This is a genomic window from Kitasatospora sp. NPDC004272 (genome assembly GCF_053603035.1).
This window is the reverse complement of record NZ_JBSGET010000044.1, coordinates 17391-33462: the sequence shown is the minus strand read 5'-3', so window position 1 is coordinate 33462 and position 16072 is coordinate 17391. Positions and strand designations below refer to the sequence as shown.

Here is a 16072-nt window from a genome sequence, read left to right as displayed (position 1 = left end):
CCAAACCAGGGGCGCGAGGAACCGCGCGCCCAACCACCCCCACGCCCGCACCAAGAAGACCGCAAGCACCAAACCAGGGGCGCGAGGAACCGCGCGCCCAGCCACACCCGCACCGGCAAGATCGCGGCACCGGCAGCCAGTTGCCGCCCCGGGGCGCCCCCGCTGCGCGCCCTCGCGTCCCCGTTGCGCGCCAGCGCTCTCGCGCTACCGCGCAACCTCCGTCGCCCGCGACTCCCGCACCACCGTGATCCGGATCTGCCCCGGGTAGGTCAGCTCCTCGCGCACCTGCCGGGCGACCTCCCGGGCGATCTCCTGGGCCCGCAGGTCGTCCACGGCCTCGGGCTGCACCATCACCCGGACCTCCCGTCCGGCCTGCATCGCGTAGACCTTGGTGACGCCCTCGTGCGCCCGGGCGATCTCCTCCAGCCGCTCCAGCCGGCGCACGTACGCCTCCACCGACTCCTTGCGGGCGCCCGGCCGCCCGGCCGAGCAGGCGTCGGCGGCCTGGGTGAGCACGGCCTCCACGGTCTTCGCCTCGATCTCCCCGTGGTGGGCCGCTATCGCGTGCACGACCTCCTCCGTCTCGCCGTGCCGCCGGGCGAACTCGGCGCCGATCGCGGCGTGGCTGCCCGGCACCCGGTGGCTGAGCGCCTTGCCGATGTCGTGCAGCAGCGCGGCCCGCCGCACCGGCTCGGGGTCGACGCCGATCTCCGCGGCCATCATCCCGGCCAGGTGCGCGGACTCCACCAGGTGCCCGAGCACGTTCTGCCCGTACGAGGTGCGGTAGCGCAGGGTGCCGAGGGTGCGGACGAGTTCGGGCGACATCTCGCCGCTCGCGCCGATCCCGACGGTCAGCAGCGCGTCCTCCCCGGCCCGCACGCACAGCCGCTCGACCTCGGCCCGGCTGCGCTCGTGCGCCTCCTCGATCCGGGCCGGGTGGATCCGCCCGTCGACCAGCAGCGCCTCCAGGGTGAGCCGGGCGCTCTCCCGCCGGACGGGGTCGAAGCAGGAGAGCTGCACCAGCCCGGGGGTGTCGTCGACGATCAGGTTGACCCCGGTGACGGCTTCGAAGGCGCGGATGTTGCGGCCCTCGCGGCCGATCACCCGGCCCTTCATGTCCTCGCTGGGCAGCCGCAGGGTGGTGACCACGGTGTCGGCGGTGTGCTCGGCGGCCAGGCGCTGGACGGACGCGGCGATGATCTCGCGGGCCCGGCCCTCCCCCTCGGTGACGGCCCGCCGCTCGATCTCCCGGACGGTCAGCGCGGCCTCCCGGCGGGCCTCCGACTCGGCGGTCCGGACGATCTCCTCGCGGGCCTGCGCGGCGGTCAGCCCGGCGGTGTGCTCCAGTAGCCGGCGGTTCTCGGCCGCCTGGTCGGCGAGTTCGCCGCGCACCCGCTCGGATTCGGCGGCGCGGGCGGCGAGTTCGTCCTCGTGCTGGTGGAGGCGGTGCAGCTCGGAGGTCAACCGGGCCTCGCGGCGGTCGAGTTCGGCCCGGCGCTGGCGGAGCATCAGGAACCCGGCGGCCAGCACCAGTACCAGGGCGCCGATCAGCACCCCGGCCGCCAGCAGCAGGGAGGAACCCGTTTCGGTGCCCTGAGCGATGCCCATCCGGCCACTCCCCGTCCTGCTCACGCTGCCGCTGAGGCGACCTCCGCGATCGTCCTGCCACTGAGTGTGAGGCTAGGCCGAGGTTACGAAACGGTCAAGATGCGATCGAGAATTGGCTCCATCGATCTGATCACCAGTCATCAAATCGCACGGTGGCGCGGGCACCCTGCCGCGGGCTCCGCGCCCGGCGCCCGCGCTCAGTCCCCCTCCACCTCCGGCCAGTCCTCCTCTTCCGTCCCCTCCGCGTCCAACGCCTCCCGCACCACCCGGTACGCCAGGCCCTCGGCGTAGCCGCGGCGGGCCAGCACCCCGACCAACCGCCTGGTCCGCACGTCCCGTTCCAGGCCGGCGGTGGAGCGCAGCTTCCGCGCCACCAGCGCCCGGGCGGCCTCGGACTCGTCGTCGGCGTCCACCTGGAGCAGGGCCCGTTCGGCGGTCTCCCCGGTGACGCCCTTGGTCCGCAACTCCTGGGCCAGCGCCCGCCGGGACAGCCCGCGCACCGCGTGCCGGGACTCCACCCAGGCTTCGGCGAAGGCGGCGTCGTCGATCAGGCCGACCTCCTCCAGCCGGTCCAGCACCCGTTCGGCGGCCTCGTCCGGGATCTCCTTGCGGCGCAGCGCATCGGCCAACTGCTTGCGGGACTTGGCGGCTCCGGTGAGCAGCCGCAGGCAGATGTCCCGGGCCCGCTCCGCCGGGTCGCCCTCCGGTTCGACGGCCCGCCCGCGCCGCGGCTTGCGCTCCTCCCGCGGCTCCCCCGCCCCGCCCGGGCCCTCGGCCCGCTCGGCCTTCGCCCGCCGCTGCGGCCGCTCCGGGGCCGCCGGGGCCGCCTCCGGCAGCTCGCCCAGCGCGCTGCGCCGTCGCCGCCGCCCACCGGGCAGCTCGGAGGCCCGGACCAGTCCGGGCAGTTCGCTCACCGGGGGCTCCTCGGGCCCCGGCCGCCCGGCCGCCGCGGCGGGCCGGTCCGGCGGGCCGGCCGGTTCCGGCCCGGTGTCCTCCTCCGCCACGGCCGCGAACCAGTCCGGCGGACCGTACTCGTCGGCGCCCCCGCTGCCACTGCCGAAAATGCCCGCACCGGGCCCGTCCTCGGACGGGCCCGGTGCCGGGTGGTCGCTCTGCTGCGGTGTCAACGGATCAGCTCTTGGCGGCGGCCGCCGTCTTCTTGGCCGCGGCCTTCGCCGGGGCCGCGGCCGCCGGGATCTCCACGGCGGGGGCGGCCTCGCCCTCGGCCTCGGGGGGCTTCGGGCCGATGCCCAGCTTGCCCTTGATCTTGGCCTCGATCTCGTCGGCCAGCTGCGGGTTGTCCTTCAGGAAGTTGCGGGCGTTCTCCTTGCCCTGGCCCAGCTGGTCGCCCTCGTAGGTGTACCAGGCGCCGGACTTCCGGATGAAGCCGTGCTCCACGCCCATGTCGATCAGGCCGCCCTCGCGGCTGATGCCGACGCCGTAGAGGATGTCGAACTCGGCCTGCTTGAACGGCGCGGCCACCTTGTTCTTGACCACCTTGACGCGGGTGCGGTTGCCGACCGCCTCGGTGCCGTCCTTCAGGGTCTCGATCCGCCGGATGTCGAGGCGGACCGAGGCGTAGAACTTGAGCGCGCGGCCACCGGTGGTGGTCTCCGGCGAGCCGAACATCACACCGATCTTCTCGCGCAGCTGGTTGATGAAGATCGCGGTGGTGTTCGACTGGTTCAGCGCACCGGCGATCTTCCGCAGCGCCTGGCTCATCAGGCGGGCCTGGAGGCCGACGTGCGAGTCGCCCATCTCGCCCTCGATCTCGGCCCGCGGCACCAGCGCGGCCACCGAGTCGATGATCACCAGGTCGATCGCGCCGGAGCGGATCAGCATGTCGGTGATCTCCAGCGCCTGCTCGCCGGTGTCCGGCTGGCTGACCAGCAGGGCGTCGGTGTCTACGCCGAGCTTCTTGGCGTACTCGGGGTCGAGCGCGTGCTCGGCGTCGACGAAGGCGACGGTGCCGCCGGCCTTCTGGGCGTTGGCGGCCAGGTGCAGGGTCAGGGTGGTCTTGCCGGAGGACTCCGGGCCGTAGATCTCGACCACGCGGCCGCGCGGGATGCCGCCCACGCCGAGCGCCACGTCGAGGGCGGTGGACCCGGTGGAGATCACCTCGACCGGCTCGTTCGCCTTCTCACCGAGGCGCATCACCGAGCCCTTGCCGAACTGCCGCTCGATCTGGGCGAGTGCGGCCTCCAGGGCCTTCTCGCGATCCGTTCCTGCCATGGCTTCCACCCTCGGGTTCTGTCCTGTGCGCTTCATCGTCACCGACGCTAGCGCGTCCCACCGACAATCGGCCCCGGACGGGCTCGGCCTGTGGAAAACTCCGCGCCGAAGAGTACAAAGAACACACGTTCGATTCCAGTCTCGCACCTCGGCCGCCCCGCCCCGCCCCCGCCGCGCCGCTCTCCGTGCGCCCCTCCCCGCCCCTCCCCGCCCCTACGGAGCCCGGGGCGGGTGCGAGCGCTCACTCCCCGGGCGGATCCTCCCGCCGCCCGCCGCCCGAGCCCTCCGGGCCGCCCCCGCCGGAGCCGTCCGACCGTCCGCCCCCGCCCGACCGTCCGCCGCCCCCGTCCGAACCGTTCGACCGCCCCCCGTCCGAACCGTTCGACCGCCCGCCGCCCGAACCGTCCGAGCCGCCGGAGACCATCCGCCGCAGCCGCCGCACGGTGTGCCGCCGCCGCTCGCGCCGCTCCTCGCCGCGGTCGATCCGCGGGTCGTCCTCGACCTCGTAGCGGCGCACGTACGTCCCGACGAAGCCCTGCAGGGTCGCCGCGACGGGGATGGCGATCAGCGCGCCGACCGCGCCGAGCAGGGCGGCGCCCGCGATCACCGCGCCGAACGCGACGGCGGGGTGCACGTCGACGGTCTTCGCGGTGATCCGCGGGTGCAGCAGGTAGTTCTCGATCTGCTGGTAGACGATCACGAAGGCCAGCACCCACAGCGCCTCCACCGGCCGCTCGGTCAGCCCGACCAGGACGGGCAGCGCCCCGGCCAGGTAGGTGCCGATGGTGGGCACGAACTGCGACATGACGCCGACCCAGACGGCCAGCGCCGCCGCGTACGGCAGGCCGATGGCGGCGAAGAACGCCCAGTGCGCGAGCGTGGAGATCAGCGCGAGCAGCGCCCGGGAGTACAGGTACCCGCCGGTCTTGGCGAGGGCGATCTCCCAGGCCCGCAGCACCTCGCCCTGCTTGGACGGCGGCAGCAGCGAGCAGACGTTGCGCCGCACCCGGGGGCCCTCGGCGGTGAAGTAGAAGGTGAACAGGCCGACGGTGAACGCCTGGAACAGCCCGCCGATGACGGTGCCGGTGACGCCCCAGACGTTGTCGGCGGCCTGCTGGGCGTACTTCTCGATGGTGCCGGAGTCCTTGAGCACCTGGTGCTGGAGCTGGTCCAGCGACAGGTCGGTGTGGAAGGTGCGGTTGATCCAGTTGATCAGGTCCTGGAGCAGCTGCGGCAGCTTCCCGGCGATCTGGGTGATCTGGTCGACCAGCAGGGTGCCGAGCGAGGCCAGGAAGCCCGCCACCGCCAGGGCCAGGCCGATGAACACCAGGAAGGTGCCGAGTCCGCGGCGCACCCCGCGGGCGGCCATCCGGTCGACGGCGGGTTCCATCGCCAGCGACAGGAAGAACGCCACCAGCAGCATCACGAACAGGTCGATCAGCTGGTGGAAGGCCCAGTCGGCGAGCTGGAACAGCCCGACGCCGAGCAGTGCCAGCAGTATCGCCCTGGGCAGCCAGCGGGGCATCGCGCCGCCGCCGAGCTCGACCCGGCGCAGCAGCCGGGCGGCGGCCGTGTCGACCGTCTCGGCGGCGCCGGGGCCGGCCGGAGCGCCGGGCGCGGAGGGGCCACCGGGGCCGGAGGGGCCACCGGGTGCGGAGGGGCCACCGGGTGCGGAGGGGCCACCGGGGCCGGCGTCGGCATCGAACGGGGTGTCGGGGTGCTCTGCGCTGCTCGCCACCGGGCCAGTCTGGCCCACCTCGTGCCGTCCGGGGTCACCGCAGCAGGGAAGACACTCCCTGCGTGACGCAGACCACCCGCCAGACGTCCTTGGCCTCCCAGCCGGCGTCCAGCGCCTGCCGGACGGTGCGCCCGCCGAGTTCGCCCATCACGTGGTCCTGCGCGAAGGACTCCGCGTACGCCTCGCCGAAGTGCTCGTGCATCCGTCGCCAGAACTCGGTCAGCCTCATCCGACCAGTATCGGCCACCGGCACGCGTCCCCCTCCGGCCGGCCGGATCGGAGCCGACCGGTCAGCCGGTCAGCCGGTCAGCCGGTCAGCCGGTCGGCAGGGCGAGGATCCCGGCGCCGTAGTAGTCGTGCTCCTGGCAGCCGAGCGGCAGGGTGCGGGCGCAGTTGTCGGCGGCGGCCCGGGAGAGGGCGGCGGTGATCCGCCCGGGGTCCCAGTCGGGGTGCAGGGCGGCGACCACGGCGACGGCGCCGGTGACGTGCGCGGCGGACATCGAGGTGCCGGCCAGCGCGGCGTAGCGGCCGCCGGGCCAGTCGGAGACGACCGCGCCCTGGGTGCCGCCGTCGGGGTCGCCGCCGGGGGCGGCGATGGAGACCTTGCCGCGCCCGTAGTTGCTGTACGCGGAGGGCAGGCCGGTGCGGTCGACGGCGGTGACGGTGACCACGCCGGGCAGTTCGCCGGGCAGCCGGATGCACTCAGTGCCCAGCTGCCGCTCCTCGGGGGGGCCGGAGGTGCGGTCGTTGGGGCTGCGCCGGTCCTCGCGGCCGGCGTTGAGGTCCTGCCCGTCGTTGCCCGCCGAGGCGACCACCACGGCGCCCTTGCGCTGGGCGTAGGCGACGGCCCGGCCGACGGCGGCGGCCAGCGCGGCCTGGTCGGCGTCCTCGGGGCAGTTGTACTTCCACGGGTCGGCGAAGTAGCTGTCGTTGATCGCCCGGGCGCCGTGGTCGGCGGCCCAGAGCATGCCGCAGACGATGTTCTCGGCGTAGTACTGGCCGAGCGGTCCGAGCAGCCGGACGGCGGCGATCCGCACGCCGGGGGCGACGCCGGTGACGCCGTGGCCGTCGCGGGCGGCGCCGACGATCCCGGCGACGTGGGTGCCGTGGCCGCTCTCGTTGATCGCGTCGTCGGGGCGCCAGGCGCCGCTGCGGGAGTCGGGGCGGCCGTCGGCGCAGGACGCGGAGGCGGCCGGGTCGACGGCGGTGCGCAGGTCGGGGTGGGTGTCGTCGACGCCGGAGTCCAGCACCGCGACGGTGACCCCGGACAGCTGCTGGGCGGTGGGCAGCGCGCCGGCCCGGTCGGCGGAGGGCGTGCCGGCGCCGGCCAGCGGCGGGCGCAGCAGGGCGGCGGTGCGCCCGGCGGGGCGGCCGAGGGCGCCGATCATGGCGAGGTTCCAGTCGGACTGCTCGCCGGGGTCGGGCACGGTGGCGGTGGAGTCGTCGGCGCCCTCCGCCACGTCGTCCGCGACGGGTGCCGCGTCGCCCCCGGCGGGTGCCGGCGCGGCGGGTGCCGGCGCGGCGGGCGGCAGCGCGGCGGGCGGCAGCGCGGCGGGCGGCAGCCCGGCGGTGCCGGTCCCGGCGGCCGCCCAGGTGTCCTCGCCGGTGCCGAACGCGGCGCCGGCCAGCGGCCGGGGCGGCGAGGGCACCGGGACGGTGCGGGTGGCGCCGACGGCGGCTATCCCGGGCTGCCGGCGCAGCTTCCCGGCGAACTGCGGGCCGGCGTAGGCGAGCACCGCGCCGATCTGCGGGTAGTCCTGGACGATCTTGCCGCCGAGCGCCCGGGCCCGGTCGGCGGCGTGCGCGGCGCCCTGCGCGTCGGTGCGCTCGTCCAGCACCAGGTAGCTGAGGTAGGTGCCGCCGTTGCCGGTGACGTACGGGACGGCGCCGCCGAGCAGCAGTCCGGTGAGCAGCGTCGCGCCGAGCACCCGGACGCTGCGGCGCCGTCGGGTGGCGGGGGTGCTGCCGGGGGCCTGGCTCACCTGCTCCATCGCACGGTCTCCGCTCGTCAGGCAGGGCCGGACTCCGGGAAATCGAGTCCGGATCCTCACGATATGAGTGATTTGTACGATTTGCTGCCCGGGATTGGGTCAGACGGTGACCGTTCCGTGACCTGTCAGCGTGTCGGGGCACCATGGGGGCATGGCCATCTCCGACGCCGATCCGCTGCAGGGTTTCGCCCCGGCCACCCGGGCCTGGTTCACGGGGGCGTTCGCCGCGCCCACCGAGGCGCAGTCCCGGGCCTGGTCGGCGATCGGGCTGGGGACGGACGTGCTGGTGGTCGCCCCGACCGGCTCCGGCAAGACGCTGGCGGCCTTCCTCTCCGCGCTGGACCGGCTGGCCGCCGACCCGCCCCCGGCCGACCCGAAGCGCCGCTGCCGGGTGCTCTACGTCTCCCCGCTGAAGGCCCTCGCGGTCGACGTCGAGCGCAACCTGCGCGCCCCGCTCACCGGCCTGCGGCAGGCGAGCGTCCGGCTGGGCCTGCCGGAGCCCGAGGTCCGGGTCGGCGTCCGCTCCGGCGACACCCCGGCCGCCGAGCGCCGGAAGTTCGCCACCCAGCCGCCGGACATCCTGATCACCACCCCCGAGTCGCTGTTCCTGCTGCTCACCTCCGCCGCCCGGGAGTCCCTGCGCGGCGTCGACACGGTGATCCTGGACGAGGTGCACGCGGTGGCCGGCACCAAGCGCGGCGCGCACCTGGCGCTCAGCCTGGAGCGCCTGGACGAGCTGCTGGAGCGCCCGGCCCGCCGGATCGGCCTGTCGGCGACCGTCCGCCCGGTCGAGGAGGTCGCCCGCTACCTGAGCCCGCAGCGCGGCGCGGCGATCGTCCGGCCCGGCGGCGACAAGCGCTTCGACCTGTCCGTGGTGGTCCCCGTCCCGGACCTGGCGGACCTGCCCGCCGCCCCCGCCGAGGAGGACGACCCGCAGCGGCAGTCCTCGATCTGGCCGCACGTCGAGGAGCGGATCGTCGACCTGGTGCAGGCGCACCGCTCGACCATCGTGTTCGCCAACTCCCGCCGGTTGGCCGAGCGGCTGTGCAACCGGCTGAACGAGATCGCCCACGAGCGGGCCACCGGCGCCCCGCTGCCCGCCGCGCACTCCCCCGCCGAGCTGATGGGCGGCTCGGGCGCCGCCGCCGGCGCCCCGCCGCTGCTGGCCCGGGCGCACCACGGCTCGGTCTCCAAGGAGCAGCGGGCGCTGGTGGAGGAGGAGTTGAAGGCCGGCCGGCTGCCCGCCGTGGTCGCCACCTCCAGCCTGGAGCTGGGCATCGACATGGGCTCCGTCGACCTGGTGGTGCAGGTCGAGTCCCCGCCCTCGGTCGCCTCCGGCCTGCAGCGGGTCGGCCGGGCCGGGCACCAGGTCGGGGCGGTCTCCCGGGGCGTGTTCTTCCCCAAGTACCGGGGCGACCTGGTGCAGTCCGCCGTGGTCACCGAGCGGATGCGGGCCGGCCGGATCGAGGCCCTGCGCGTCCCGCGCAACCCGCTGGACGTGCTGGCCCAGCAGCTGGTCGCGATCACCGCCCTGGACACCTGGGACGTGGACGAGCTGCTCGCCCTGTGCCGCCGCGCCGCCCCGTTCGCCACCCTCCCGCAGTCCGCCTTCGACGGCGTGCTGGACATGCTGGCCGGCCGCTACCCGTCCGACGCCTTCGCCGAACTGCGCCCCCGCCTGGTCTGGGACCGCGTCGCCGGCACGGTCACCGGCCGCCCCGGCGCCCAGCGCCTCGCCGTCACCTCCGGCGGCACCATCCCGGACCGCGGCCTGTTCGGCGTCTTCATCGCCGGTTCCACCGCGGCCGATTCGAAGGCGGGCAAGAAGGGCGGCGGCCGGGTCGGAGAGCTGGACGAGGAGATGGTCTACGAGTCCCGGGTGGGGGACGTCTTCACCCTGGGCACCACCTCCTGGCGGATCCAGGAGATCACCCACGACAAGGTGCTGGTCACCCCCGCCCCCGGCGTCCCGGGCCGACTGCCGTTCTGGAAGGGCGACACCCTCGGCCGCCCGCTCGAACTCGGCCGCGCGGTGGGCGCGTTCGTCCGCGAGATCGGCGCGCTGGAGCCCGCCGCGGCCACCGAACGGCTGCGCGCGGCGGGCCTGGACGACTGGGCGGCCGGCAACCTGCTCGCCTACCTCGCCGAGCAGCGCGCGGCCTGCGGCCACCTGCCCGACGACCGCACCATCGTGGTCGAGCGCTTCCGCGACGAGCTCGGCGACTGGCGGATCGTCGTGCACTCCCCGTTCGGCGCCCAGGTGCACGCCCCGTGGGCGCTGGCCATCGGCGCCCGGCTGCGCGAGAAGCACGGCCTGGACCCGCAGGTGATGCACGCCGACGACGGCATCGTGCTGCGCCTGCCGGACGCCGACCTGCTGGCCGACTTCCCCGCCTTCCCCACCGCCCCGGCCAGCGCCCCGGCCGCCGACGAGGCCGCCGACGAGGCCCCGGTGGGCGCGGACGCCGCGGTCTTCGACGCCGCCGAGATCGAGCAGCTGGTCACCGACCAGGTCGGCGGCTCGGCCCTGTTCGCCGCCCGGTTCCGCGAGTGCGCCGGCCGCGCCCTGCTGCTGCCGCGCCGCAGCCCGGGCAAGCGCACCCCGCTGTGGCAGCAGCGCCAGCGCGCCTCCCAACTGCTGGAGGTGGCCGCCGAGTACGGCTCCTTCCCGATCGTCCTGGAGGCCGTCCGCGAGTGCCTGCAGGACGTGTTCGACGTGCCGGGCCTGGTCGAGCTGATGGGGGACCTGGAGTCCCGCGCGGTGCGGCTGGTCGAGGTCACCACGCCCGAGCCGTCCCCGTTCGCCCGCTCCCTGCTGTTCGGCTACGTCGCCCAGTTCCTCTACGAGGGCGACTCACCGGTCGCCGAGCGCCGGGCCGCCGCCCTCGCGCTGGACTCCCGGCTGCTGTCCGAGCTGCTCGGCCAGGCCGAACTGCGCGAACTGCTCGACCCGCAGGTCCTCGCCGACCTGGAGGCCGAGCTCCAGCGCCGCACCCCCGAGCGCCGGATCCGGGACGCCGAGGGCGTCGCCGACGCGCTGCGCCTGCTCGGCCCGCTCGCCGAGGCCGAGCTCGCCGAGCGCGGCGCCGAGCCGCTGTGGGCGCTGGAGCTGGAGGCCGCCCGCCGGGCGATCCAGGTCCGGATCGGCGGTGCCCTGCGCTGGGCCGCGGTCGAGGACGCCGGGCGGCTGCGCGACGCCCTGGGCACCCCGCTGCCGGTCGGCGTCCCCGAGGCGTTCACCGAGCCGGTCAAGGACCCGCTGGGCGACCTGCTGGCCCGGTACGCCCGCACCCACGGCCCGTTCACCGCGCAGGAGGCCGCGGACCGCTTCGGCCTCGGCAGCGCCGTCGTCACCGGCACCCTGCACCGGCTGACCGCCGCCGGCCGCCTGGTCCGGGGCGAGTTCCGCCCGCCCGTCGCCCACCACCCTTCTCACGAAGCGCTCCGCGCCCCCTCTTCAGGGAACGCCGCCGCCCCCGAGTGGTGCGACGCCGAGGTGCTGCGCCGCCTGCGCCGCCGCTCGCTGGCCGCCCTGCGGCACGAGGTGGAGGCCGTCCCGCCGAAGGCGCTGGCCGGCTTCCTCCCGCAGTGGCAGCACCTGGCCGGGCACCGCCTGCGCGGCGCCGACGGCCTCTACCGGGTGGTCGAGCAGCTCCAGGGCACCGCGCTGCCCGCCTCCGCCCTGGAGAAGCTGGTGCTGCCCGCCCGGCTCACCGACTACTCCCCCGCCCTGCTGGACGAGCTGATGGCGGCCGGCGAGATCGGCTGGTCCGGCGCGGGCGCGCTGCCCGGCAAGGACGGCTGGATCAGCCTGCACCTGCCGGAGAACGCCCACCTGCTGCGCCCCGAGCCGCTGCCGCTCACTCCGGGCCCGGTGCACACCGCCCTGCTGGAGGCGCTGAGCGGCGGCTACGGCGCGTTCTTCCGCCAGCTCGCCGAGCGCGTCCCGGACACCCCGGACGCCGAGATCGCCGAGGCCCTGTGGGACCTCGTGTGGGCCGGGTACGCCACCAACGACACGCTGGCCCCGCTGCGCGGCCTGCTCGGCTCCGGCCGCACCGCGGGCGCCACCGCGCACCGCGCACCGCGCGCCACCCCGCGCGGCCGCTACGGCGGCGCGGCCCGCGGCCTGGCCCGCCCGTCCGCGCGCACCGGCCCGCCGACGGCGGTCGGCCGCTGGTCGCTGCTGCCCGCGCTGGACGGCGAACCGACGGTGCGGGCCGCCGCCCGGGCCCAGGCCCTGCTGGACCGGCACGGCGTGCTGACCAGGGGCGCGGTGGCCGCCGAGCGGGTCCCGGGCGGCTTCGCGGGCGTCTACCGGGTGCTGTCCGTGTTCGAGGAGCGCGGCCGGGCCCGCCGGGGCTACTTCGTCGAGGGGCTCGGCGGCGCCCAGTTCGCCATGGACGGGGCCGCGGACCGGCTGCGCTCGGTCAGTTCCCGGCTGGAGCGGGCAACGGGCGACGACTGGTCCGCCGGGGCCGCGGCGCCGGCCCCGCAGGCCCTGGTGCTGGCCGCCGCCGACCCCGCCAACGCGTACGGCGCGGCGCTGCCCTGGCCGGAGCCCCCGTCCGACACCGCGGCCGCCCACCGGCCGGGCCGCAAGGCCGGCTCGCTGGTCGTCCTGGTCGACGGCGAGCTGGTGCTCTACCTGGAGCGCGGCGGCAAGTCCCTGCTCGCCTGGGCCGACGGGGGCCCGGTCCTGGAGGCCGCGCTGGCCGCGCTGGCCGGTCCGCTCACCGTGGAGCGCGTCAACGGCCACCCGGCCCTCACCAGTCCGCTGGGCCCCGGGCTGGAAACGGCCGGTTTCCACCCCACCCCGAAGGGCTACCGGATCCGGTAGCGGCCGGGCGGTGCTTCACCCGTCCGGGTGAGCGCCGTCCGCCCCGGCCGGGTCCGGCGCCCCGGGGGCCGTGTCCCGTTTCCGCGGTTCCGGGGGCGCGGTCCTGGCGTGCACCGGGACCAGCCCCACCCCCCACCACCCGGCCGCGAGCATGCCGAGAGCGGCACCGCCGGGTATGGCGGTGCCGCTCATCAGCATCAGTATCAGGCCCAGGCCGACCAGTGCCGTCGCACCGAGCAGCAGCGCACTGCGCGCACTCCGCATCGTGGCCCTCCTTCACCCGGCGTCCCGCGTCCGCGGGACGGTCGAGGTCCGGTCAGGCCGCCACCACGTCCATCGCCGCCTTGGGCGAGATGGAACCGGACCGGTCGACACCGGGGGCCGGCAGCGGAACCGGTTCGAGCACCGGCCTCAGCAGATCACCCTCCGAGAGGGTGGCCATCGCCGCAAGTTCGGCGAGCGACAGTTCGTCGCTGACCTCCCGCATGACCTCCGACATCCGCACGTCGAGCGCGTCGCAGATGGCGGAGAGCAGCTCGGAGGACGCCTCCTTCTGACCCCGCTCGACCTCGGAGAGGTACCCGAGCGAAACCCTGGCGGCTGCCGACACCTCGCGGAGTGTGCGGCCCTGGCGCTGGCGCTGCCGACGCAGCACATCGCCCAGCAGGCGACGGAGCAGGATCATCGGTGCCTCCCTCCTCGGACTGCGGATCGAGATGTCACGACCCCACCGTACCGCCTTGCCAGCATCCCGTGCGGGGACCGGGGTCGTGTTCACTCTGGGCTGCAAGGTGCCCCTCCCTGTTTCTTCCCCTCCGGAGCCGTCGAACCACCCGTGACGGGCAGATGTCCGGCACCGGACGCACGGTCGACACCGGGTCGACGTCATTCGCCCCGGCCGTCTTCCGTCCGGCCGGAGCATCCGGTCTAACACGATCCTCCACCGGGTGCGGCGGGTTCACGGGTTTTGGGTCCGGACCGCCGGACCTTCGGCGATGCTCAGCCCCCGGCGGCCGCCAGCCGCCGGAGCAGCAGCTCCAGCGCGGCGTCCACCGCCCCGTGCCGGATCGTGTCACGCCCACCCGACAACCGGAGCGGGAGCGCTTCTGTTCCCGCCGGCCCGGCGAGGGCCACGTGGACGGTGCCGACCGGCTGCCCGCCCTGCGGCTCGGGCCCGGCCACCCCGGTGGTGGCCAGCGCCCAGTCGGCGCCGAGCAGCCGGCGGACGCCCTCGGCCATCTGCCGGGCCACCACCGGGTGGACCGGGCCGTACACGTCGAGCAGGCCCTCGTCGACGCCGAGCACGGACGCCTTGAGCTCGGTGGCGTACGCGGTGACCGAGCCCCGGAACACCGCGGAGGCGCCGGGGACGCCGACCAGGGCGGCGGCCAGCAGGCCGCCGGTGAGCGACTCGGCGACGGCCAGGGTGGCGCCGTCGGCCCGCAGCGCCGCCAGCGCCCGGGCGGCGGCGTCCTCACTCACCGCGGCGCTCCCGGGCGATGCCCTCGCGGCGCAGCCGGACGGCCTGGAGCACGTAGTCGAGGCCGGTGGCGAGGGTGAGGAACACCGCGACGCCCATCACCACGGCCCGGCCGGTGGCCAGCGGACCGGTGAGCACCAGGACGTACATGCCGACCGCGGTGCCCTGGGCGAGCGTCTTGAGCTTGCCGCCGCGGCTGGCCGGGATGACGGCGTAGCGGATCACCCAGAACCGCATCAGCGTGATGCCGAGCTCGCGGGCCAGGACGACCACGGTGATCCACCAGGGCAGGTCGCCGAGCAGGGACAGCCCGATCAGGCCGGTGCCCATGATCGCCTTGTCGGCGATCGGGTCGGCGATCCGGCCGAAGTCAGTGACCAGGCCCTTGCGGCGGGCCAGCGCGCCGTCGAACACGTCGGTGATCATCGCGATGGCGAAGGCCGCCCAGGCGAAGGCCCGCCACTTCGGGTCGTGGCCGCCGTCGGCGAACAGCAGCGCGGCGAAGACCGGGACGAGCACCAGCCGGAACATGGTCAGCACGTTGGCGATGTTCCACACGCCGGGCTGCGGCGGGACGGCGGCCGGGGTCGGCCGGGTGGCGGCCGGGGCCCCCGGCCCCTTGGTCATACGTCGGCTCCGGCGAGCTCCGCGGCCTGGTCGCCCTCGACGGTCCCGACGGCCTCGGCGACCAGGTCGACGCCCTCGGTGCCGACCACCACGGCCCGGTAGGACCGGCCGACCACCGCGTCCGGGGCGCCGAGCAGGGTGGTCAGGCCGTCGGTCTCCGGGGCCTGGTGGGCCGCGCGGCCCTCGACCACCCCGTCCTCCACCGACTCGACCAGCACCGTGACCTCGCTGCCGATCCGCTGCTCGGCGCGCTGCGCGGTGAGCTCCTCGGCGAGCTTGGAGAGCCGGGCGACCCGGTCGTTCACCACGTCCTGGTCGAGCTTGCCGTCGTAGCCGGCCGCCTCGGTGCCGTCCTCGTCGGAGTACCCGAACACGCCGATGGCGTCGAGCCCGGCGTGGGTGATGAACCGTTCCAGCTCCGCGTAGTCCTCCTCGCTCTCGCCGGGGAAGCCGACGATGAAGTTGGAGCGGGCGCCGGCCTCGGGGGCCTTGGCCCGGATCGACTCCAGCAGGCCGAGGAACTGCTCGGTGGAGCCGAAGCGGCGCATCCGGCGCAGCACGGCGGGCGCGGAGTGCTGGAAGGACAGGTCGAAGTACGGGACGACCTTGTCGGTGCCGGTCATCACGTCGATCAGGCCGGGGCGCATCTCGGCGGGCTGCAGGTAGCTGACCCGGACCCGCTCGATGCCCTCGACGGCGGCGATCTCGCTCAGCAGGGTCTCCAGCAGGCGGATGTCGCCGAGGTCCTTGCCGTAGGAGGTGTTGTTCTCGGAGACCAGGACGACCTCGCGGACGCCCTGCCCGGCCAGCCAGACCGCCTCGCCCAGGACGTCGCTGGGGCGGCGGGAGATGAAGGAGCCGCGGAAAGCGGGGATGGCGCAGAACGAGCAGCGGCGGTCGCAGCCGGAGGCGAGCTTGATCGAGGCGACCGGGGCGTCGTCCAGCCGCTTGCGCAGGGTGCGCGGGCCGGAGGCGGGGGCGACGCCGTCGGGGAGGTCCTCGGGGGCGCCGTGGCCGGGCAGCGCGACCTCGGCGGCGGCGGCCTGCCGCTCGACCGGGGTGAGCGGCAGCAGCTTGCGGCGGTCGCGCGGGGTGTGGGCCTCGACGTGGCCGCCGGAGAGGATGGTGTTCAGGCGGCTGGAGATGTCGGCGTAGTCGTCGAAGCCGAGCACGCCGTCGGCCTCGGGGAGGGCGTCGGCGAGCTCCTTGCCGTAGCGCTCGGCCATGCAGCCGACCGCGACCACGGCCTGGGTGCGGCCGTGCCCCTTGAGGTCGTTGGCCTCCAGCAGGGCGTCGACGGAGTCCTTCTTGGCGGCCTCGACGAACCCGCAGGTGTTGACGACGGCGACGTCGGCCTCGCTGGCGTCGTCGACCAGTCGCCAGCCGTCGGCCTCCAGTCGCCCGGCGAGTTCCTCGGAGTCGACCTCGTTGCGGGCGCATCCGAGCGTGACCAGGGCGACAGTGCGGGTTTCAGGCATGACGCCAAGATTAACGCGCGCCTCCCGGTGGAGTTTCCCCCGGAGGGCGCGCGCGTTGCCGTGAGGACCGGATCGTCC

At 75.3% G+C, this 16072-nt stretch carries 12 protein-coding genes; 1 reads left to right on the top strand and 11 read right to left on the bottom strand.

The window, feature by feature from the left end:
- Positions 1-204: 204 nt before the first annotated feature.
- The 6 genes from rny to ACWEO5_RS15980 all read right to left on the bottom strand — a co-directional run bounded on the left by rny (position 205) and on the right by ACWEO5_RS15980 (position 7569).
- The gene (rny, locus tag ACWEO5_RS16005) at positions 205-1608 is read right to left on the bottom strand and encodes a ribonuclease Y (RefSeq protein ID WP_344552675.1); all 1404 of its coding nucleotides are present in this window, start codon (positions 1606-1608) and stop codon (positions 205-207) included.
- A 197-nt stretch (positions 1609-1805) separates the two neighbouring features.
- A complete protein-coding gene (locus ACWEO5_RS16000; RefSeq protein ID WP_452162961.1) occupies positions 1806-2735 on the bottom strand; it encodes a RecX family transcriptional regulator in 930 nt (309 codons plus the stop codon).
- 4 nt (positions 2736-2739) lie between these two features.
- Positions 2740-3840, bottom strand: coding sequence for a recombinase RecA (gene recA, locus ACWEO5_RS15995; protein ID WP_344552677.1), 1101 nt, complete (start codon positions 3838-3840; stop codon positions 2740-2742).
- A 241-nt stretch (positions 3841-4081) separates the two neighbouring features.
- Entirely contained in the window at positions 4082-5578 is a 1497-nt protein-coding gene (locus ACWEO5_RS15990) for an AI-2E family transporter (RefSeq protein ID WP_452162960.1), read from the bottom strand.
- 34 nt (positions 5579-5612) lie between these two features.
- Positions 5613-5807, bottom strand: coding sequence for a DUF3046 domain-containing protein (locus ACWEO5_RS15985; protein ID WP_030457969.1), 195 nt, complete (start codon positions 5805-5807; stop codon positions 5613-5615).
- An 85-nt stretch (positions 5808-5892) separates the two neighbouring features.
- Positions 5893-7569 carry a S8 family serine peptidase gene (locus ACWEO5_RS15980; RefSeq protein WP_452162959.1) on the bottom strand — a complete coding sequence of 559 codons (1677 nt, stop codon included), beginning with the start codon at positions 7567-7569 and terminating at the stop codon, positions 5893-5895.
- A 151-nt stretch (positions 7570-7720) separates the two neighbouring features.
- Between ACWEO5_RS15980 and ACWEO5_RS15975 the strand changes: the two genes are divergently transcribed.
- Positions 7721-12409, top strand: a complete 4689-nt coding sequence (locus tag ACWEO5_RS15975; protein WP_452162958.1) for an ATP-dependent helicase — start codon at positions 7721-7723, stop codon at positions 12407-12409.
- A gap of 15 nt (positions 12410-12424) precedes the next feature.
- Here ACWEO5_RS15975 and ACWEO5_RS15970 read toward each other — a convergent pair whose 3' ends face one another.
- From ACWEO5_RS15970 to rimO, 5 genes are all read right to left on the bottom strand, one after another.
- The gene (locus tag ACWEO5_RS15970) at positions 12425-12673 is read right to left on the bottom strand and encodes a hypothetical protein (protein ID WP_452162957.1); all 249 of its coding nucleotides are present in this window, start codon (positions 12671-12673) and stop codon (positions 12425-12427) included.
- Positions 12674-12725: 52 nt separating this feature from the next.
- Entirely contained in the window at positions 12726-13094 is a 369-nt protein-coding gene (locus ACWEO5_RS15965) for a helix-turn-helix domain-containing protein (protein WP_030457965.1), read from the bottom strand.
- Positions 13095-13408: 314 nt separating this feature from the next.
- Positions 13409-13891, bottom strand: coding sequence for a CinA family protein (locus tag ACWEO5_RS15960; RefSeq protein ID WP_452162956.1), 483 nt, complete (start codon positions 13889-13891; stop codon positions 13409-13411).
- Positions 13884-14516 carry a CDP-diacylglycerol--glycerol-3-phosphate 3-phosphatidyltransferase gene (gene pgsA / locus ACWEO5_RS15955; protein ID WP_452162955.1) on the bottom strand — a complete coding sequence of 211 codons (633 nt, stop codon included), beginning with the start codon at positions 14514-14516 and terminating at the stop codon, positions 13884-13886. Before pgsA ends, ACWEO5_RS15960 begins: the two co-directional genes overlap by 8 nt.
- A complete protein-coding gene (gene rimO, locus ACWEO5_RS15950) occupies positions 14513-15994 on the bottom strand; it encodes a 30S ribosomal protein S12 methylthiotransferase RimO (protein ID WP_452162954.1) in 1482 nt (493 codons plus the stop codon). Before rimO ends, pgsA begins: the two co-directional genes overlap by 4 nt.
- Between the last annotated feature and the right edge of the window lie 78 nt (positions 15995-16072).